We start from the raw sequence: 16,781 nt of genomic DNA on the forward strand, positions 1-16,781 counted from the left end.
GCCGGGATGTTCACTACCGGAATCTCGCGTACCGGCTCGCGCCGTCTCCCCGAGTCGGACGGCCGCGCTCAGCTCTCGTCGGGTCTCAGCTCTCCGCCAGGATGTGGGAGAGCTCTGTGTCGAGGTCGAAATGGCGGTGTTCGGTGCCGGGTGGCACAGCGGCGTCGGTCCGCTTCAGGAACGACTCCAGGGCCCGCGCCGGGGCCTCGAGCAGAGCCTCCCCCTCCGGGGAGCTCAGGGCGATGCAGACGACGCCCTGGCCGTGGCTACGGGATGGCCACACTCTGACGTCGCCGGTGCCGGTGGGCCGGTGCAGGCCCTCGGCGAGAAGGTCGCGGGCGAAAACCCATTCGACCGTCTCTTCGGCTCCGGTGTGGAAGGTGGCGTGCACGGCGTAAGGGTCGGCCGTGTCATACCGCAGTCCCGCGGGTACAGGCAGTGAGGACTCGCTCGACACAACGAGGCGCAGGTGCAGCTCGCAGCTGACCGTGGTGTTCATAAGCGCCAGGGCCTTTCGCTCAGTGTGCGCTCGGGGATTCGCACGTCGGCGAAATCGACATGCCACCTACGGTGCCGTTGTAAACCCCTCTGACCGTTTTGCGGGTCTTCCGATAGCTCCAGCGGCCGAGTCGCGGGCCCGCCGGTGCCGCCATTACGGTGACTTCGGCGTATCGGGTAGGTTGGGTCACATGAATGCGGAGAGTGACGAGCGACGGGCGGGTGCCGTGCCACCGGCGCCCGAGGTCGCGACGGGGGGCAGTGCGTCGGAGGAGCCGGTTTTCGGCTCCCGGGCGCCGCAGTTCATCAAGCGGTCGCGCACGCTGCACCTGAGCTGGCAGGTCGGGGTCTTCATCGTGGGCCTCGCGGTCGTGGTGGCGGGCATCATCATGCTGCCGCTGCCCGGTCCCGGCTGGCTGGTGATCTTCGGCGGAATGGCGATCTGGGCGACCGAGTTCGTCTGGGCGCAGTTGGTGCTGCGCTGGACGAAACGCAAGGTGACCGAGGCGGCCCATCGCGCCCTGGATCCGAAGGTGCGCAAGCGGAACATCATCCTGACCACGATCGGGCTGGTGATCTGTGCCGTGGCGCTGACCGTGTACGTGTGGAAGTTCGGCCTCGTCATGCCCTGGAAGATCAAGGAGTGACCGGTGGCCGTCGGTCGGCCCGGTGCCCGGGCCGACCGTGATGGTCATGAGCACGGTCCGGCATGCGCTAATGTTGGGCGTGCGCCCGGGCGATTAGCTCAGCGGGAGAGCGCTTCGTTCACACCGAAGAGGTCACTGGTTCGAACCCAGTATCGCCCACCCCGGACCGAGGGCCCGGAGGCTTCACGCCTCCGGGCCCTCGGTGTTTTCGTACGCGTGAAGTGCCCGGTGAGGCGTCGTGGGTGCCCCGTGGTTGAAGCGCTTCCGCATCGATCCTGTCCGAACCGTTGACGTACGCGGCATCGATCCCTAACTTGGCCCGGCAAGCGCTTACCTAAAACGTTTCAAGCTTGGTTCTGGGGGCAGCTCGGACAGACCTGCCCGGGGAGGGGCGTGTCATGAGTGCTCGGCGATGGACGGCCAGGGCGAGAGGGCTTCGGGGGGCCGCGGCGGGGCTGGTCGCGCTGGGGCTGCTGGCCACCGGCTGCGGCGGCGACGGCGGCAGCTCGTCCGGAGGGAAGGTGACCATCCGTTACGCCTGGTGGGGCGCCAAGGACCGGTCCGTCATGATCAAGAAGACGGTGAAGCTCTTCGAGAAGAAGCACCCGAACATCACCGTGAAGACGGACTTCGCCGAATACGCCGACTTCTGGAGCAAGTTCAATACCCAGGCCGCCGGCGGCAATGCGCCGGACGTCTTCCAGAACTCGTACGCCTTCCTGCGCAAGTACGGTGACAAGAATCTTCTCCTCGATCTCAACAAGCAGGTCAAGGAGGGCAATCTCAACCTGAAGGGTTTCCGGGACGGCCTGGAGAAATCCGGGGACATCGACGGAAAGCTCTACGGGGTGCCGGTCGGCGCCAATACCTTCGGCTTCTTCTACAACCCGGCCGCCTTCAAGAAGGCGGGCGTCACCGTCAAGGACGGATGGACGTGGGACGACTTCTTCGCCGCCGCCAAGAAGGTGCGGAAGTCCGACGGCACGCTCTACGGCGCCAGCGACAACGCCGGTGTGATGTACCTGTACGACCTGTATCTGCGTCAGCACGGCAAGGCGTTCTTCACCGAGGACAAGAAGCTCGGCTTCACCAAGGGCGACCTCAAGCAGTGGTGGAACACCTGGCAGCAGCACTCCAAGGTGGGTGAGCTGGTGCCGGGCAAGAAGACCGAACAGGCCAAGCCCAAGGCGACGATCAGCGCCAACCTGTCGGCCGCCGAGTTCACCTGGGACAACTTCATGGTCCGCTTCGCGGCCGAGACCGACACCCCGCTCGAACTCGGTCCGCTGCCGACCACGGACGGCAAGAAGACCGGCCAGTACCTCTCCTCGCTGATGCTCAGCGGCTCGGCCCGCACCCAGCACCCCAAGGAAGTCGCCCAGCTCATCGACTTCATGACGCACGATCCCGAGGTCGGCAAGATCATGGGCTACAACCGAGGCATCCCGGCGACCACCGCGCAGTACGAGGCGTACAAGCCCACCGGCGTCGACGCCAAGATCGCCGCGTATGAGAAGAGCGTGGCCGGGAAGCTGGAGCCGATCACTCCGCATCCGGCCGGCACCGATGTCGCAGAGGCCGCCTTCCTGCGCACCTACACCGATGTCACGGTCGGCCAGAGCTCCGTGGACAAGGCCGTGGACCAGTTCTTCGACGAGGCGGAATCCGCGCTCGGCTCGTGAGGAGAGCATCCGTGACACGAACCACGACGCGCGCGGCGGAGAAGGGGGCGGAGCGGTCGGCCGCCCCGCCCCGGCCCGAGGCCCGCAAGGGTGCCGCGCCGGACGCTCCGGGCGCGGCGGCCGGACGGCGGTCCGGCCGCCGGGAAACCCTGGCGGGCTACCTCTTCCTGACGCCCTGGTGCATCGGGATCCTGCTGCTCACGCTCGGCCCGATGCTGGTCTCGCTCTATCTGGCGTTCACCGACTACACCCTCTTCGACTCGCCCCGCTGGGTCGGGTTCAAGAACTTCCGGGAGATGTTCCAGGACGACCGGTGGTGGACGTCGGTCGAGGTGACGCTGAAGTACGTCCTGATCGGCACCCCGCTGAAGCTGCTGGCCGCGCTGGGTGTGGCGCTGCTGCTGGTCAAGCCGCGCAAGGGACAGGGCTTCTACCGCTCGGCGTTCTACGCGCCCTCGCTCATCGGTGCGAGCGTGAGCATCGGCATCGTCTGGCGGGCGATCTTCAACGACGACGCGATCGTCGACAAGTCGATGAGTCTGTTCGGCTGGGACGTCGGCGGCTGGATCGGGGATCCCGACTGGGCCCTGCCCACGCTGATCACGCTGACCGTCTGGCAGTTCGGCGCCCCGATGGTGATCTTCCTCGCCGGGCTGAAGCAGGTGCCGCGCGAGCTGTACGAGGCGGCCGAGATGGACGGCGCGGGGGCGTGGCGGCGCTTCCGCTCCATCACCCTGCCGATGATCTCCCCGGTGCTCTTCTTCAATCTGCTGCTGGAACTCATCCACTCCTTCCAGGTCTTCACCTCGGCGGTCGTGCTCGCGGGCTCCGGCACCAACACCGGCGGCCCGGGCGACTCGCTGCTGGTCTACGGCTGGTACCTGTACGAACAGGGCTTCCGGAACCTGCGCATGGGCTACGCCGCCGCGATGGCCTGGATGCTGATGCTCGGCATCGGCCTGGTGACCGCGGTGCTGTTCAAGACCCAGCGCGGCTGGGTGCATTACGAGGAGGACGCCCGGTGACCACTCCCTCGACCTCCCTGACGTCTTCGAAGTCCCTGACCGGCTCGGGGCGGGCGCGAATCCGCTCGGTGGCCTGGCACGTGGGCGCGCTCGCCGTGCTGGCCGTGATCCTGTACCCCGTGGTGTGGGTGATCGGTGGTTCGTTCAAGCCCGGCGACAAGATCATCGGCAGTCTTCAGCTGCTGCCCACCGATCCGATCACCGAGAACTACCGGAGGCTCGGCGACGGCATCGCCGACGTCCCCGTCACGACCTTCTTCACCAACTCGCTGTTGCTGGCGGTCGGTTCGGTGATCGGGGTGCTGTTCTCCTGCTCGCTGGCGGCGTACGCGTTCGCCAGGATCCGGTTCGCGGGGCGGAACGCGCTGTTCACGCTCATGATCTCCACCCTGCTGCTGCCCTTCCAGATCTTGATCATTCCGCAGTACATCCTGTTCCAGAAGATGGAACTGATCAACACCTATGTCCCGCTGCTGCTCGGCAAGTACCTGGCGGCGGATGCCTTCTTCGTCTTCCTGATGGTGCAGTTCATGCGGGGCCTGCCCCGCGAGCTGGACGAGGCGGCGCGGCTCGACGGCTGCGGTCATCTGCGCATCTACTGGAACATCGTGCTGCCGCTGTGCCGTCCGGCCCTGATCACCAGCGCGATCTTCACCTTCATCTGGTCCTGGAACGACTTCATCGGCCCGCTGCTGTATCTCAACGAGCCCGACAAGTACACGGTCTCGATGGGGCTGAAGCTCTTCATCGACCAGGACAGCGTCGCCGACTACGGAGGCATGGTCGCCATGTCGCTGGTGGCCCTGCTGCCGGTGCTGCTGTTCTTCCTCGCCTTCCAGCGCTATCTGGTCGAGGGCGCCTCGACCTCCGGGCTGAAGGGCTGAGGGGTCCGCCGTGGAGCGAGCGATACGGAAGCCAGAGCGGCCCTCGCGGCGGCCAGGCCCTGTCCGGCGGATCTCCGCGGGGCCGCGACGCCTGGCACCGCACCTCGCTGCGTTGTCGGAGTCGTCCGAGTACGCCCAGTACGAGGACGATCCTCCGCCTTGCGATGTACGGCACCAGACGCCGCGGCCTGATCCACGAAGATCCGCCGGGCAGGGCCTAGTGCGCTTCTCGCTGTTCGCCGAGTGCCTGCTGACCGGGGTCTGGGTGGTGCTCGCCGCGCTGCCGCTGCTCACCCTGCTCCCGTCGTTCGCCGCCGGATGCGCGCATCTGCGCCGCCATCTGGACGGCGAGCGCTCCACACTGCGGGACTTCGTTTCCGGAGTGCGGGAGGCGACCCGTGGCGGCTGGCGCTTCTCCCTGCTGTGGTGGGCGGCGCTCGCGCTGCTCGCCTTCGATCTGCGCGTGGCCCGCACCGGCGCCCTGCCGGGCGGGCCGGCCCTGGTCGCCGTGAGCGTGGCGGGCACGCTCGCGGTGATCGTCCTGGGGCTGCGGACGGCCGCCGCGTGGCGGCCCGGCACCGGCTGGGCCGCCGTGGCCCGTACCGCCGTACGCCGCGGACTGGCCGCCGACCCCGGCGGATCGCTGCTGCTGGCGGGCGGGCTGGCGGTGGTCACCGTCGCCGCCTGGCAGATGCTGCCGCTGGCCGCCCCGGCGGTGGGCGCCCTCGCGGCCTGTGCGGTCGCGGTCGAGCGCCGCGCCCGCGTCTGACCCGGCGGCGCCCGTTCCTGCGCTGCCACCCCGCCCCGTACGCGCTCATGTCATGCACCTGCCCCGCAGCCCCCGTACGAAAGGTGAGAGCGACATGCCTCCGATTCCCCGGCGCAATCTCCTCAAGGCCGCCGCCGCCACCGGCGCCGCCGTCCCGTTCTCCTGGATGCTCGCGCAGAACGCCCCGCAGGCGGCCGCCGCCGACCGGGCCGCGGGCCGGGCCGCCGAGGACGCAGCCGCCGACGAACCCGTGAAGATCACCTGGCTGGAGGAGGGCGGCCTCGGCGCCGCCGCGGGCAGCACCTTCGGCGTTCCCTGGCCCAAGGGCGCCCACCCCGCCGACCGGACGTTCGCGCTCACCACGGCCGACGGCAAGGACGTCCCCCTCCAGACCTGGGCCACCGCCTACTGGCCCGACGGCTCGCTCAAATGGACCGCGCACGCGGCGGGGGAGGGGCTGGGCGACGGCACTGCCTACCGGCTCACCACGGATAAGCCCGCCGCCCCCGCCAAGAAGGTCACCGTCACCGAGAAGGGCGGCAGGATCACCGTCGACACCGGCGTGATCAAGGCCGTGATCGGCAAGGACGGCGAGAAGCTCGTACGCTCCGTCACCCGCGGCAGCACCGAGATCGCCCGCGACGGCCGCCTCGTCCTGCTCCGGCAGGGCGACATTGACGACGGCGACCACGGCAGCGCCAAGTGGGACCGGTTCGAGGGCGAGATCAGCGCCGCCAAGGTCGAGCAGAAGGGCCCCGTCCGCGCCGTCGTCCGCATCGACGGCAAGCACCGCAAGGGCGGCCGCGGCTGGCTCCCCTTCAGCGTCCGGCTGTACTTCTACGCGGGCGCCGACTCGTTCCGCATGGTGCACACCATCACGTACGACGGGGACCAGAACAAGGACTTCATCCGCGGCCTCGGCGTCCGCTTCTCCGTCCCCATGCGCGACGAGGCGTACGACCGCCACATCCGCATCGCGGGCGAGGGCGAGGGATTCCTCACCGAGGCCGTCAAGGGCATCACCGGACTGCGCCGCGACCCCGGCGCGAGCGTCCGCAAGGCCCAGGTCAAGGGCGAGAAACTGGCCGACCCCGCCACCTGGGACCAGCGGGTCACCAGCCGGCTGCACCTCATCCCCACCTGGGGCGACTACACCCTCTCCCAGCTCTCCGCCGACGGCTTCACCCTGCGCAAGCGCACCAAGCCGGGCCACGGCTGGATCCCCGCGGGCGGCGGCGGCCGGGCGTCCGGCTTCGGTTACGTCGGCGGGGTCAGCGGCGGGCTCTCCTTCGGGCTGCGCGACTTCTGGGAGAAGTTCCCCGCCCAGCTCGACATCCGCGGCGCCGCGGGCGACGAGGCCGAGGTCACCCTGTGGCTCTGGTCGCCCGAGGCCCAGCCCATGGACCTGCGCTTCTACCACGACGGCCTGGGTCAGGACACCTACGCCGAGCAGCTGGAGGGCCTCAACATCACGTACGAGGACTACGAGCCGGAGTTCGGCACCCCGTACGGCATCGCCCGCACCAGCGAGCTGACCTTCTGGGCCAACGCCGCCACCCCCAGCGCCGACACCCTCGTCCAGCAGGCCGCCGCCCTGCGCACCCCGCCGCAACTCGTCGCCGGACCCGCCGACCTGGTCCGCGCCAAGGTCTTCGGCGGGCTCTTCTCACCCGTCGACCGATCCACCGCCGCCAAGGCGAAGATCGAGGACCGTCTCGACTTCCTCTTCGAGTACCACAAGGGCCAGGTCGAACAGCGCCGCTGGTACGGGTTCTGGGACTACGGCGACATCATGCACACCTACGACCAGGACCGGCACCAGTGGCGGTACGACGTCGGCGGCTACGCCTGGGACAACTCCGAACTCTCCCCGGACCTGTGGCTCTGGCTGGCGTATCTGCGCTCCGGGCGCGCCGACATCTACCGCTTCGCGGAGGCCATGACCCGGCACACCGGCGAGGTCGACGCCTACCACCTGGGCAAATGGACCGGACTCGGCACCCGGCACGGCGTCCAGCACTTCGCCGACAGCGCCAAGCAGCAGCGCATCTCCACCGCCCTCTACCGCCGCTACCTCTACTTCCTCACCGCCGACGAGCGGATCGGCGACATCATGCACGCCCTCGTCGACTCCGACGAGTCCTTCCTCGTCCTCGACCCGCAGCGCAAGGTCCGCCCCGACCCCGACTACAAGCCCGACCGGCACGCCCTGTCCATCGGCTTCGGCACCGACTGGAGCGGACTGGCGGGCGCCTGGCTCACCGAATGGGAGCGGCGCGGGCCCCAGGCCGAGAAGGCCGAGGCCCGGCTGCGCAGCACCATGGAGACCATCGCCGCCCAGACCAACGGCTTCGTCCAGGGCGCCGCGCTGTACGACCTCGACACCGGCAAGTACGCCATCGACGACAAGCCCAAGGTCAGCGTCTCCCACCTGTCCGCCGTCTTTGGCCTGGTCGAGGTGTGCGCCGAGGTCATCGACCTGATCGACATGCCGAAGTTCAAGGAGGCCTGGCTCGACTACTGCCGCTACTTCAACGCCACCAAGGCCGAGCAGAAGGCCCGCTACGGCACCGACTTCGGCTCGCTGATCCTGGTCCAGGGCCACTCGCGGCTCGACGCGTACGCCGCCGTCCAGCTGAAGGACGACACGCTGGCCGCCCGCGCCTGGCAGAAGTTCACCGAGTTCCACGAGGGCGACGGCTACCCCGAGGACTCCGTCAGCTGGAAGAGCACCAAGGTCACCGGCCCGGATGTGCTGGTGCCCGGCGTCGAGGCGCCCTGGGTGAGCACCAACGCCACCGCGCAGTACGGCCTCGCCGCCATCCAGAACCTGGCCCTGCTCGGCGACAAGCTGCCCGGCTAGCCGCACACTGAGGACATGGACTGGTGCCACTACCGCTTCCGCAGCCGATGGGACCTCGACGCACCGCCCGCCGCCGTCTTCGCGGCACTGGCGGACGGCGACGGCTACCCGCGGTGGTGGCCCCAGGTCCGTGAGGTGCGGCGGATCGACGACCGCACCGGCATGGCCCGCTTCCGCTCCCTCGTCCCGTTCGACCTGCGCCTCACCGTCACCGAGGCGCACCGGGACGCCGCCCGGGGCACGCTGCGGATCACCCTCTCCGGCGATCTGGAGGGCTGGGCCCGCTGGACGGTCACGGCGCGCGGCGCGGGCACCCGCGCCCTGTTCGAGCAGGACGTGGTGGCGCGCAAGCCGCTGCTCCGCCGCTTCGCGGTGCTCGGGCGGCCGCTGTTCCGCGCCAACCACGCCCTGATGATGCGCGCCGGGTGCCGGGGACTGCGGGCCCGGATGCTCGACCGGCGGCCCGGCCGGAATCCGGTTTGAACCGCACCTCGCCCGACCTGTATTGTTCAGGTCGTTCCACCGGGGAAGACCCCGGAAGAACACACCCGGGCGATTAGCTCAGCGGGAGAGCGCTTCGTTCACACCGAAGAGGTCACTGGTTCGAACCCAGTATCGCCCACCAATCCGGGGCCGGACCGCCAGCAGGCGGTCCGGCCCCGGTGTTTTCCGGGCTTGCCACCGCCGGACATGGGTACCCGCGAGGCTCTCGCGGATGAATCGGAGGGGAACCCCATGGCCATCGCCACCGCAGCCGTCCTGTCCCTGGACTGCGCCGAGCCCGAAGAGCTGGCCAAGTTCTACGCCACCGTGCTCGGCGCCGAGATCACGCCGGTGACCGTCCTCGACCGGATCGACATCGCCGTCCCCGGCGGGACGCGCATGTCCTTCCTCCGGGACCACGGGTACGCCCCGCCGAGCTGGCCCCGCCCGGACGACTCCCAGCAGGCCCACCTGGAACTGCTGGTGGACGACATGGACGCCGCCGAACGCCAGGTCGTCGACCTGGGGGCACGGCCGCTGGACACCAAGGACAACGGCGGCCCGAACGACGTCCGCCTCTACTCCGACCCGGCCGGACACCCGTTCAGGCTCCGGCACGTCTGAGGCAGCGGCAGGGGCCGAGGCAGGGGGCGCTGTTACGCCGCCGCCGGAAGGTCCGGACGCAGCGGCCACGCCGGGTCGCAGACCTCATCCGAGCCGTTGAGCGCGAACCAGGCCTGGAGGCCGCGCGCCTGCGCCGCGTACCAGGCCGTCTGCCGGGCGTGCAGCTCACTGGGCGTCAGCTTCTCCAGCCGTGACGCGTAGCGGCGGCCCACCGCCCGCACGACCTCCAGTGCGGCCATGGCGTCCGCCGCCGCGTCGTGCGCGCCCGCCAGCTCGACGCCGTAGTGCGCGCACAGATCGGTGAGCGTGCGGCGGCCCTTGCGATAGCGGTCCAGGTGCTTGTCCAGCACCCGGGGATCGAGAACGGACAGCGAACGCAGCGACAGATAAGTCGCCAGGGTGGCATTGCGGTGCCGCTTCAACTCGCGGTCCAGCAGCGTCAGATCGAACGGCGCGTTCATCACCACCACCGGGGTGCCCCGCGCCGTCTGCTCGGCGAGCGCCCGCGCCACCTCGTCCATCACCGGCGCGGGCCACCGGCCGTGCTGCTGGAGATGCGTGTCGGTCAGCCCGTGTATCTCGGACGCGGCCCGCGGCACCGGTATGCCCGGACTCACCAGCCAGCGCCGCACCTCCGGCAGACTTCCCGCGCCGCGCTGGACGACGAGCGCGGCCGAGACGATCCGGTCGTGCTCGACGTCGATCCCGGTCGTCTCCGTATCGAACGCGGCGAGCGGCCCCTCGAACCAGGACGACATGGCCTCAACTCCTCGTGCATACGTGCCCCATGACCTCCGGATCCCGCCCCGACCTGGTGATACCCGGAGGGAGGTGGTCGAACCACCGCTGTTTGCACGCCATGTGACGGGGAGACAACTCAGGTGTACGGACACCGGCGACGACCGGAAGGCGTCACGCACATGGCGCTCGCGCAGCCCGACCCGGCCCCGTCGGCGAGCGGTCTGCTGCCCGAGCGGACCACACCCCCGCGCGGCCACATCGCCACCACCGCCTGCATGGAGACGTTGCAGGTCGGCTATCTGCATGCGGTCGCGGCGGCCGCGGGCTGCTCGCTCGCGCAGCCCTTCCCGGACCACGGCATCGACTGGCACGTCAGCCACAGCGCGCCCGGCCACGCCGTGGACGACGAGGTGACGATCAAGGTGCAGCTCAAGGCCACGTACCAGTTGGCACCGCATCCGCCCGGCCCGACCTTCGCCTTCACCCTCGACAACGAGCACCTGGTCAAGCTCGCCCGCAGCCCGGTCTCCGTGCACAAGATCCTCGTGGTGATGATCGTGCCGCGCGACCGGGACGACTGGATACGGGCCGGGCACGACCGTCTGGCACTGCGGCACTGCTGCTACTGGATCAACCTGGCGGGCCACCCGGTGACGGGCCGCCGCCGGACCACCGTGCGGATCCCGACCTCGCGGATCTTCGACGACCGCGCGCTCTGCGAGATCATGACCCGGGTCGGGGCGGGAGGGAGACCCTGATGGACCGCGACCCTCTGACGCACCGCGACCCCTTGATGAGCCGCGCCGCCCTCATGGACCGCGGCCCCGCGCCCCGCCCCGACGCGCCCGCGCCGCACCCCGACGAGGTGGACCCCGCCGTCCTCGGCGCGCTGCTCGCGCGGCACGGCTGGCACCGCCGCGGCGGCGCCCGGGGGCGGTACGCCCGCTGGACGCCCCCGGGCGAGCTGCCGGGCACCAGCCTGCTCGTGCCCGAGCGCCGCGACTTCCCCGACAGCGTCGACCTCCTCGGCGAGGCGCTGCTCGCCCTGGCCCGCAGCGCCGCGCCGTCCGCCCGCGAGGTGCTCACCGGCCTCGCCGTGCCCAGCGATGAGATCCGCTGGTGGCGCGAGGTGCCCGAGTCCCACGGCGGCACCGCCGCCTGGCCCGCGCAGGAACGGCTGCGCGCCGCAGCCCGGGCCACCCTGCTGGCCGGGGCGCTCGCCGCCCGGGCCAGGGCCGGGTACTACGGCGCGCGGCACCGCCGGGCGGCCGAGGCGTCCCTGGAACGCGTGCTGACCGGCCCCGCGGGCGCCGCGACCGGCGGCCATCAGCTGACCGTCTTCGTCCCCGTCGAGGACGGCCGGGCCACCACCGCCACCCTGCTGCGCGCCCTGTACGCGCTGCGTGACGCCGTCGACTACCAGCGCGCCACCGGCGGGATGGAGGCGTTCGACGCGGCCGTGGCGGCGGGGGTGAGCCGCGAGCTGACCGAGGCAGTCGTGGCGCTCGTCCAGGGCACCGAGGGCGCCCGCATGGCCCTGGAGTGGTCACCGGCCGCCGGTCCGCCGCCGGGGTTCTCCACCCGGCCCGAACCGGTCGCGTTCACGCCCGGTGACCTGCCGGGGCTGCGCGAGGCCGGGGCCCGCTACGTACGGGACGAGCCGTCCGTACCCGTGCGGGTCACCGGCGCCGTGGTGCGCCTGGGCCGTGCCGGGCCGGGCGGCCCCGGGACGGTGCGGCTGCGGGTGCTGGCCGGGGCGGACGTGGCGCGGCTGCGGATCGTGCTGGACGAGGACGACTACCGGATCGCGGGCCATGCCCATCTGGTCGGGCTGCCGATCCGGGTGAGCGGGCGGCTGGAGAGCCGCGGCGGCTTCCGGCGGCTGAGCGGGGCCGGTGGCGTCGCCCCGGTACGGGTGGACGACGCGGAGCGGGACCGGCTGCTCAAGTCGCTCCAGGAGAACCTGGACTTCTTCGAGGAGGCGTGCGGCGAGGAGGCGTGCGGCGAACCCTGATCGCGCCGGGGCGCCGCCTTCGCCGGTCGCGCGGACAACCGTTTCGCGGTCGGGCCGGTCGGCTCGGTACGATTCTCGCTGCGCGGCATTCGCCGCGGGTAGCGATCCTTCAGTCAGGAGAGACCGGTGTCAGACGTCCGTGTGATCATCCAACGCGATTCCGAGCGGGAAGAGCGCGTGGTGACGACGGGCACTACGGCGGCGGACCTCTTCGCCGGCGACCGCTCGATCGTCGCCGCGCGCGTGGCCGGGCAGCTGAAGGACCTGGCGTACGAGCCCGCCGACGGCGAAGAGATCGAGCCGGTGGAGATCACCAGCCAGGACGGTCTGGACATCCTGCGCCACTCGACCGCGCATGTGATGGCGCAGGCCGTGCAGGAGCTGTTCCCGGAGGCCAAGCTCGGCATCGGCCCGCCGATCAAGGACGGCTTCTACTACGACTTCGACGTCGAGACCCCCTTCCAGCCGGAGGATCTCAAGCGCATCGAGAAGCGCATGCAGGAGATCCAGAAGAGGGGCCAGAAGTTCTCGCGCCGTGCGGTCTCCGACGAGGCCGCCCGCGAGGAGCTGGCCGCCGAGCCGTACAAGCTGGAGCTGATCGGCCTCAAGGGGTCGGCCGCAGACGCCGCCGAGGGCGCGTCCGCCGAGGTCGGCGCGGGCGAGCTGACCATCTACGACAACCTCGACGCGAAGTCCGGCGAGCTGTGCTGGCGCGATCTGTGCCGCGGTCCGCACCTGCCGACCACCCGCACCATCCCGGCCTTCAAGCTGATGCGCAGCGCCGCCGCGTACTGGCGCGGCAGCGAGAAGAACCCGCAGCTCCAGCGGATCTACGGCACCGCCTGGCCGACCAAGGACGAGCTGAAGGCGTACCTGGAGTTCCTGGCGGAGGCCGAGAAGCGCGACCACCGCAAGCTGGGCGCCGAGCTGGACCTGTTCTCCTTCCCGGACGAGCTGGGCTCGGGCCTGGCGGTCTTCCACCCGCGCGGTGGCGTGATCCGTAAGGAGATGGAGGAGTACTCGCGGAAGCGGCACGAGGAGTCGGGGTACGAGTTTGTCAACACCCCGCACATCACCAAGGCCAAGCTCTTCGAGACCTCCGGCCACCTGCCGCACTACATGGACGGCATGTTCCCGCCCATGGAGTTCGAGGGCCAGGACTACTACCTCAAGGCCATGAACTGCCCGATGCACAACCTGATCTTCAGGGCGCGCGGGCGGTCGTACCGAGAGCTGCCGCTGCGGCTGTTCGAGTTCGGCACGGTCTACCGGTACGAGAAGTCCGGCGTCGTCCACGGCCTGACCAGGGCCCGGGGCTTCACCCAGGACGACTCGCACATCTACTGCACCAAGGAGCAGATGGCCGATGAGCTGGACAATCTGCTCACCTTCGTGCTGGACCTGCTCCGCGACTACGGTCTGAACGACTTCTACCTGGAGCTGTCCACCCGCGACGACTCCGACAAGTTCATGGGCAGCGACGACCAGTGGGAAGAGGCCACCGAGGAGCTGCGCAAGGCCGCCGAGAAGCAGGGCCTGGAACTGGTCATGGACCCGGGCGGCGCGGCCTTCTACGGCCCGAAGATCTCGGTCCAGGCGAAGGACGCCATCGGCCGCACCTGGCAGATGTCGACCATCCAGGTCGACTTCAATCAGCCCGCCAGGTTCAACCTGGAGTACACGGCCGCGGACGGCTCGCGCCAGCAGCCCGTCATGATCCACCGGGCGCTGTTCGGGTCGATCGAGCGCTTCTTCGCGGTCCTGCTGGAGCACTACGCGGGCGCCTTCCCGGCCTGGCTCGCCCCCGTCCAGGCGGTGGGCATCCCGATCGGCGACGGCCATGTGCCGTACCTGGAGGAGTTCGCCGCCCAGGCGCGGGCGAAGGGCCTGCGGGTGGAGGTCGACTCGTCGTCCGACCGGATGCAGAAGAAGATCAGGAACGCCCAGAAGTCCAAGGTGCCGTTCATGGTCATCGCCGGTGACGACGACGTGGCGGCCGGGGCGGTCAGCTTCCGCTACCGCGACGGCTCGCAGAAGAACGGCATCCCGGTCGATGAGGCGATCGCCGAGATCATCGACGTCGTGGAGCGCCGGGTCCAGGTGTGACCCGAACCCCGAGGGGCGGTCCCGTGCCGGGGCCGCCCCTCGGGGCATCCCCGGCCGCCGGGGACGAATATGCTGGCCCGCATGACGAGTGAGCCGGAACAGCAGATCGGAGTGGGAACGCCGGACGCGTTCCAGCGCCTGTGGACGCCCCACCGGATGGCGTACATCCAGGGCGAGAACAAGCCCAGCGGCCCGGGGGCGGGCGATGGCTGTCCGTTCTGCTCCATCCCGGACAAGTCCGACGAGGACGGCTTGATCATCGCCCGGGGTGAGCGCGTCTACGCCGTGCTCAATCTGTACCCGTACACCGGCGGTCACCTCATGATCGTCCCGTTCCGGCACCTCGCCGACTACACCGAACTGGACTCCGAGGAAACGATCGAGCTGGCGGAGTTCACCAAGACCGCCATGACCACGCTGCGCACCGCCTCGGGCGCGCACGGTTTCAACATCGGGCTCAACCAGGGCACCGTCGCCGGGGCCGGGATCGCGGCCCATCTGCACCAGCACGTGGTGCCCCGCTGGGGCGGCGACAGCAACTTCATGCCGGTCATCGGCAACACCAAGGTGCTGCCGCAACTGCTGGCCGACACCCGCCGGTTGCTCGCCGAGGCTTGGCCGAAGCGGTAGCGCACCCCTGGCCATGGGCCCGGCGGCACCGCCGCCGGGCCCCACGACTTACGCGTCGTACAGGTCGGCCTTCTTCGGGGAGGCGTCCTGGACCTGGCCGCTGAGGGCCAGCGAGCGGCTGCCGAAGCGCTCGGTGTCCACACCGTGGTGCTTGAGCACGCCGATCGCCGCCTCGTGGACCACCCGCAGCACGGGGGCCGCCGTCCGCAGCGCGTCGTCCGCCATGAACCGGTGCCGCCAGGGCTTGTCGGCCCAGGCGTGGCGCAGCCCGAACGGCTCCGGCAGCACGAGCTTGCCGCCGAGGTGGTCGAGGATCGGCGGGTACCAGGTGAAGGGGGCGCGCGCGGCGAGCCGCACCACCTCCTGGGGCTTCACGAGCGGCAGCGGGACCGACTTGGTCTCCCAGAACCGGAAGGTCTTGGCGACCGTCTTCGAGGGCGCCGAGGGCTTGCCGAAGAACAGCGGGTGCACCGGGCCCAGCGCATGCCCGGTGACCTCGATCCGCAGCGTCTTGTGCAGCAGCGTCACCGTGATCATGAGTGTGATCACCAACTGGCCGTCCCACAGCACGAACTGCACGCCCAGGTAGTGCCGGTCACCGGCGCCGAACTGCTGCTGATCGCAGATCCGCTGGAGCTCGACGCCCTTTATCTGGAAGCCTTCCTCCTCGGAAGTGCCGCCGCGCTCGACCGACTTGGCGCCCTCGGTGATGGCGGAGACCACCCAGTGGCGCACCTGGGGCGGGGCGGTGAAGCCGCCGGTGTGCAGCGGGGTGCGTTCCAGCATGCGCAGCTGGTCGTGGATCGCCCGTATGACGTCCCAGCTGCGGAAGGGGTCGATCTCCTTGTCGGGGTCGGCCGACACCAGGTCCTCGGCGAGCTGCCAGCTGCCCCAGCGGGTGCCCATGCCGAGTATGCCCTTGGCGCCGGCGTAGAAGACCACGTTGCTGTACTGCTCGGCGGTGAGCTTGTGCAGTGACTTGCGCAGCACCTCGGCGGAGGTCTGGCCCGGGTGGTTGGGCACGGTCTCGGGGACCTTGGCGCCGACTCCGGTGCCCGAGACCAGCCCGCCCCAGTAGTCCCGCAGCTCCTTGGCGGTGCGCTCGCAGATCTGCTTGGCGATGAACCAGCCGATCACCGGCGCGACCACCACGCCCCGCAGATATATGCCCCAGAAGCCGTTGAACGGCAGCTTGATCAGGAAGATGAGGACGAAGATGCCGAGCGCCGCCATCAGGGCGGTGCCCAGCGCTCCCATCCGCTTGTCCTGGGCGCCGGCCACCGAGCGGCGCAGCTGGAAGGCGCCGAGCCACAGCAGCGCCCCGGGGAGGAACAGCAGCCCGAAGATCACCATGACGACGGTGAGGCGGGCGTCCCGGACCTTGCGGATCCGGTTGGCGGCCAGGCAGTGCTCGACGATCGTCTGGGGTTCGGTGCCGAAGGACTGGATCACCTGGTTGCGGCCGCCGCCGAGCATGCGCAGCTGCACGGCGCGCGAGAACGCCTCGCCCAGGTTCGGCTCGAACAGCGAGATCTTGGGCGCCTTCACCTCCGAGACCGTCCACTCGGAGTTGGCCTCCAGCAGCTTCGCCACCGGGTCGTCACGATAGGCGGCGGAGGCGAGCGCCTGTGTCGCCGCCGTCTCTCCCGCAGACCCGGACAGGGGCACCTGTGCCCCGGGACTGAAATCGAATCCGTCCGTCACCAACGCCCCCAATACCGCACGCTGCTTGCGCTGCGACCTCAGCGTATCGGGGGTGCGTACCGCCTGTCGCCAGGGCGTGGTGGCCTGTGGATAACTTCCCCGCTCACGGGC

Annotated in this window: 15 protein-coding genes and 2 tRNA genes; 14 read left to right on the plus strand and 3 right to left on the minus strand. The window is 70.1% G+C overall.

Annotated elements, in window-relative coordinates; genetic code table 11:
• Positions 1-85 precede the first annotated feature (85 nt).
• Positions 86-499 carry an SsgA family sporulation/cell division regulator gene (locus HYQ63_RS34900; protein WP_003959770.1) on the minus strand — a complete coding sequence of 138 codons (414 nt, stop codon included), beginning with the start codon at positions 497-499 and terminating at the stop codon, positions 86-88.
• 190 nt (positions 500-689) lie between these two features.
• Here HYQ63_RS34900 and HYQ63_RS34905 point away from each other — a divergent pair, with 190 nt between their 5' ends.
• From HYQ63_RS34905 to HYQ63_RS34950, 10 genes are all read left to right on the plus strand, one after another.
• Complete coding sequence (locus tag HYQ63_RS34905) at positions 690-1,145, plus strand: TIGR02611 family protein (RefSeq protein ID WP_179937737.1); 456 nt, start codon at positions 690-692, stop codon at positions 1,143-1,145.
• A gap of 87 nt (positions 1,146-1,232) precedes the next feature.
• A tRNA-Val gene (locus tag HYQ63_RS34910) sits at positions 1,233-1,304 on the plus strand.
• Positions 1,305-1,543: 239 nt separating this feature from the next.
• Entirely contained in the window at positions 1,544-2,827 is a 1,284-nt protein-coding gene (locus tag HYQ63_RS34915; protein WP_179937738.1) for an ABC transporter substrate-binding protein, read from the plus strand.
• 11 nt (positions 2,828-2,838) lie between these two features.
• Positions 2,839-3,852, plus strand: a complete 1,014-nt coding sequence (locus HYQ63_RS34920) for a carbohydrate ABC transporter permease (protein WP_179937739.1) — start codon at positions 2,839-2,841, stop codon at positions 3,850-3,852.
• A 17-nt stretch (positions 3,853-3,869) separates the two neighbouring features.
• Entirely contained in the window at positions 3,870-4,736 is an 867-nt protein-coding gene (locus HYQ63_RS34925) for a carbohydrate ABC transporter permease (RefSeq protein ID WP_257232688.1), read from the plus strand.
• Positions 4,737-4,956: 220 nt separating this feature from the next.
• Positions 4,957-5,505, plus strand: coding sequence for a hypothetical protein (locus HYQ63_RS34930; protein WP_179937741.1), 549 nt, complete (start codon positions 4,957-4,959; stop codon positions 5,503-5,505).
• Positions 5,506-5,599: 94 nt separating this feature from the next.
• Complete coding sequence (locus tag HYQ63_RS34935) at positions 5,600-8,368, plus strand: Tat pathway signal sequence domain protein (RefSeq protein ID WP_179937742.1); 2,769 nt, start codon at positions 5,600-5,602, stop codon at positions 8,366-8,368.
• Between the two features lie 15 nt (positions 8,369-8,383).
• Complete coding sequence (locus HYQ63_RS34940) at positions 8,384-8,851, plus strand: SRPBCC family protein (RefSeq protein WP_179937743.1); 468 nt, start codon at positions 8,384-8,386, stop codon at positions 8,849-8,851.
• A gap of 67 nt (positions 8,852-8,918) precedes the next feature.
• Positions 8,919-8,993 (plus strand) — tRNA-Val (locus tag HYQ63_RS34945).
• Positions 8,994-9,103: 110 nt separating this feature from the next.
• Positions 9,104-9,475, plus strand: a complete 372-nt coding sequence (locus tag HYQ63_RS34950; protein ID WP_179937744.1) for a VOC family protein — start codon at positions 9,104-9,106, stop codon at positions 9,473-9,475.
• Positions 9,476-9,507: 32 nt separating this feature from the next.
• Here HYQ63_RS34950 and HYQ63_RS34955 read toward each other — a convergent pair whose 3' ends face one another.
• Positions 9,508-10,233, minus strand: coding sequence for an exonuclease domain-containing protein (locus tag HYQ63_RS34955; RefSeq protein WP_179937745.1), 726 nt, complete (start codon positions 10,231-10,233; stop codon positions 9,508-9,510).
• A gap of 162 nt (positions 10,234-10,395) precedes the next feature.
• Here HYQ63_RS34955 and HYQ63_RS34960 point away from each other — a divergent pair, with 162 nt between their 5' ends.
• The 4 genes from HYQ63_RS34960 (at position 10,396) to HYQ63_RS34975 (ending at position 14,966) form a co-directional block, all read left to right on the plus strand.
• A complete protein-coding gene (locus HYQ63_RS34960) occupies positions 10,396-10,974 on the plus strand; it encodes a DUF4365 domain-containing protein (protein WP_179937746.1) in 579 nt (192 codons plus the stop codon).
• Between the two features lie 53 nt (positions 10,975-11,027).
• The gene (locus HYQ63_RS34965) at positions 11,028-12,230 is read left to right on the plus strand and encodes a hypothetical protein (protein ID WP_179940827.1); all 1,203 of its coding nucleotides are present in this window, start codon (positions 11,028-11,030) and stop codon (positions 12,228-12,230) included.
• A 126-nt stretch (positions 12,231-12,356) separates the two neighbouring features.
• Positions 12,357-14,336 (plus strand): threonine--tRNA ligase, encoded by a 1,980-nt coding sequence (gene thrS, locus HYQ63_RS34970; protein ID WP_179937747.1) that lies wholly within the window; start codon positions 12,357-12,359, stop codon positions 14,334-14,336.
• A 69-nt stretch (positions 14,337-14,405) separates the two neighbouring features.
• The gene (locus tag HYQ63_RS34975) at positions 14,406-14,966 is read left to right on the plus strand and encodes an HIT domain-containing protein (protein WP_179937748.1); all 561 of its coding nucleotides are present in this window, start codon (positions 14,406-14,408) and stop codon (positions 14,964-14,966) included.
• Between the two features lie 48 nt (positions 14,967-15,014).
• Here the strand turns inward: HYQ63_RS34975 and HYQ63_RS34980 are convergent, their stop codons facing one another.
• The gene (locus HYQ63_RS34980; RefSeq protein WP_179937749.1) at positions 15,015-16,670 is read right to left on the minus strand and encodes a hypothetical protein; all 1,656 of its coding nucleotides are present in this window, start codon (positions 16,668-16,670) and stop codon (positions 15,015-15,017) included.
• Between the last annotated feature and the right edge of the window lie 111 nt (positions 16,671-16,781).

The organism is Streptomyces sp. Rer75 (genome assembly GCF_013414305.1).
GTDB lineage: Bacteria > Actinomycetota > Actinomycetes > Streptomycetales > Streptomycetaceae > Streptomyces > Streptomyces himastatinicus.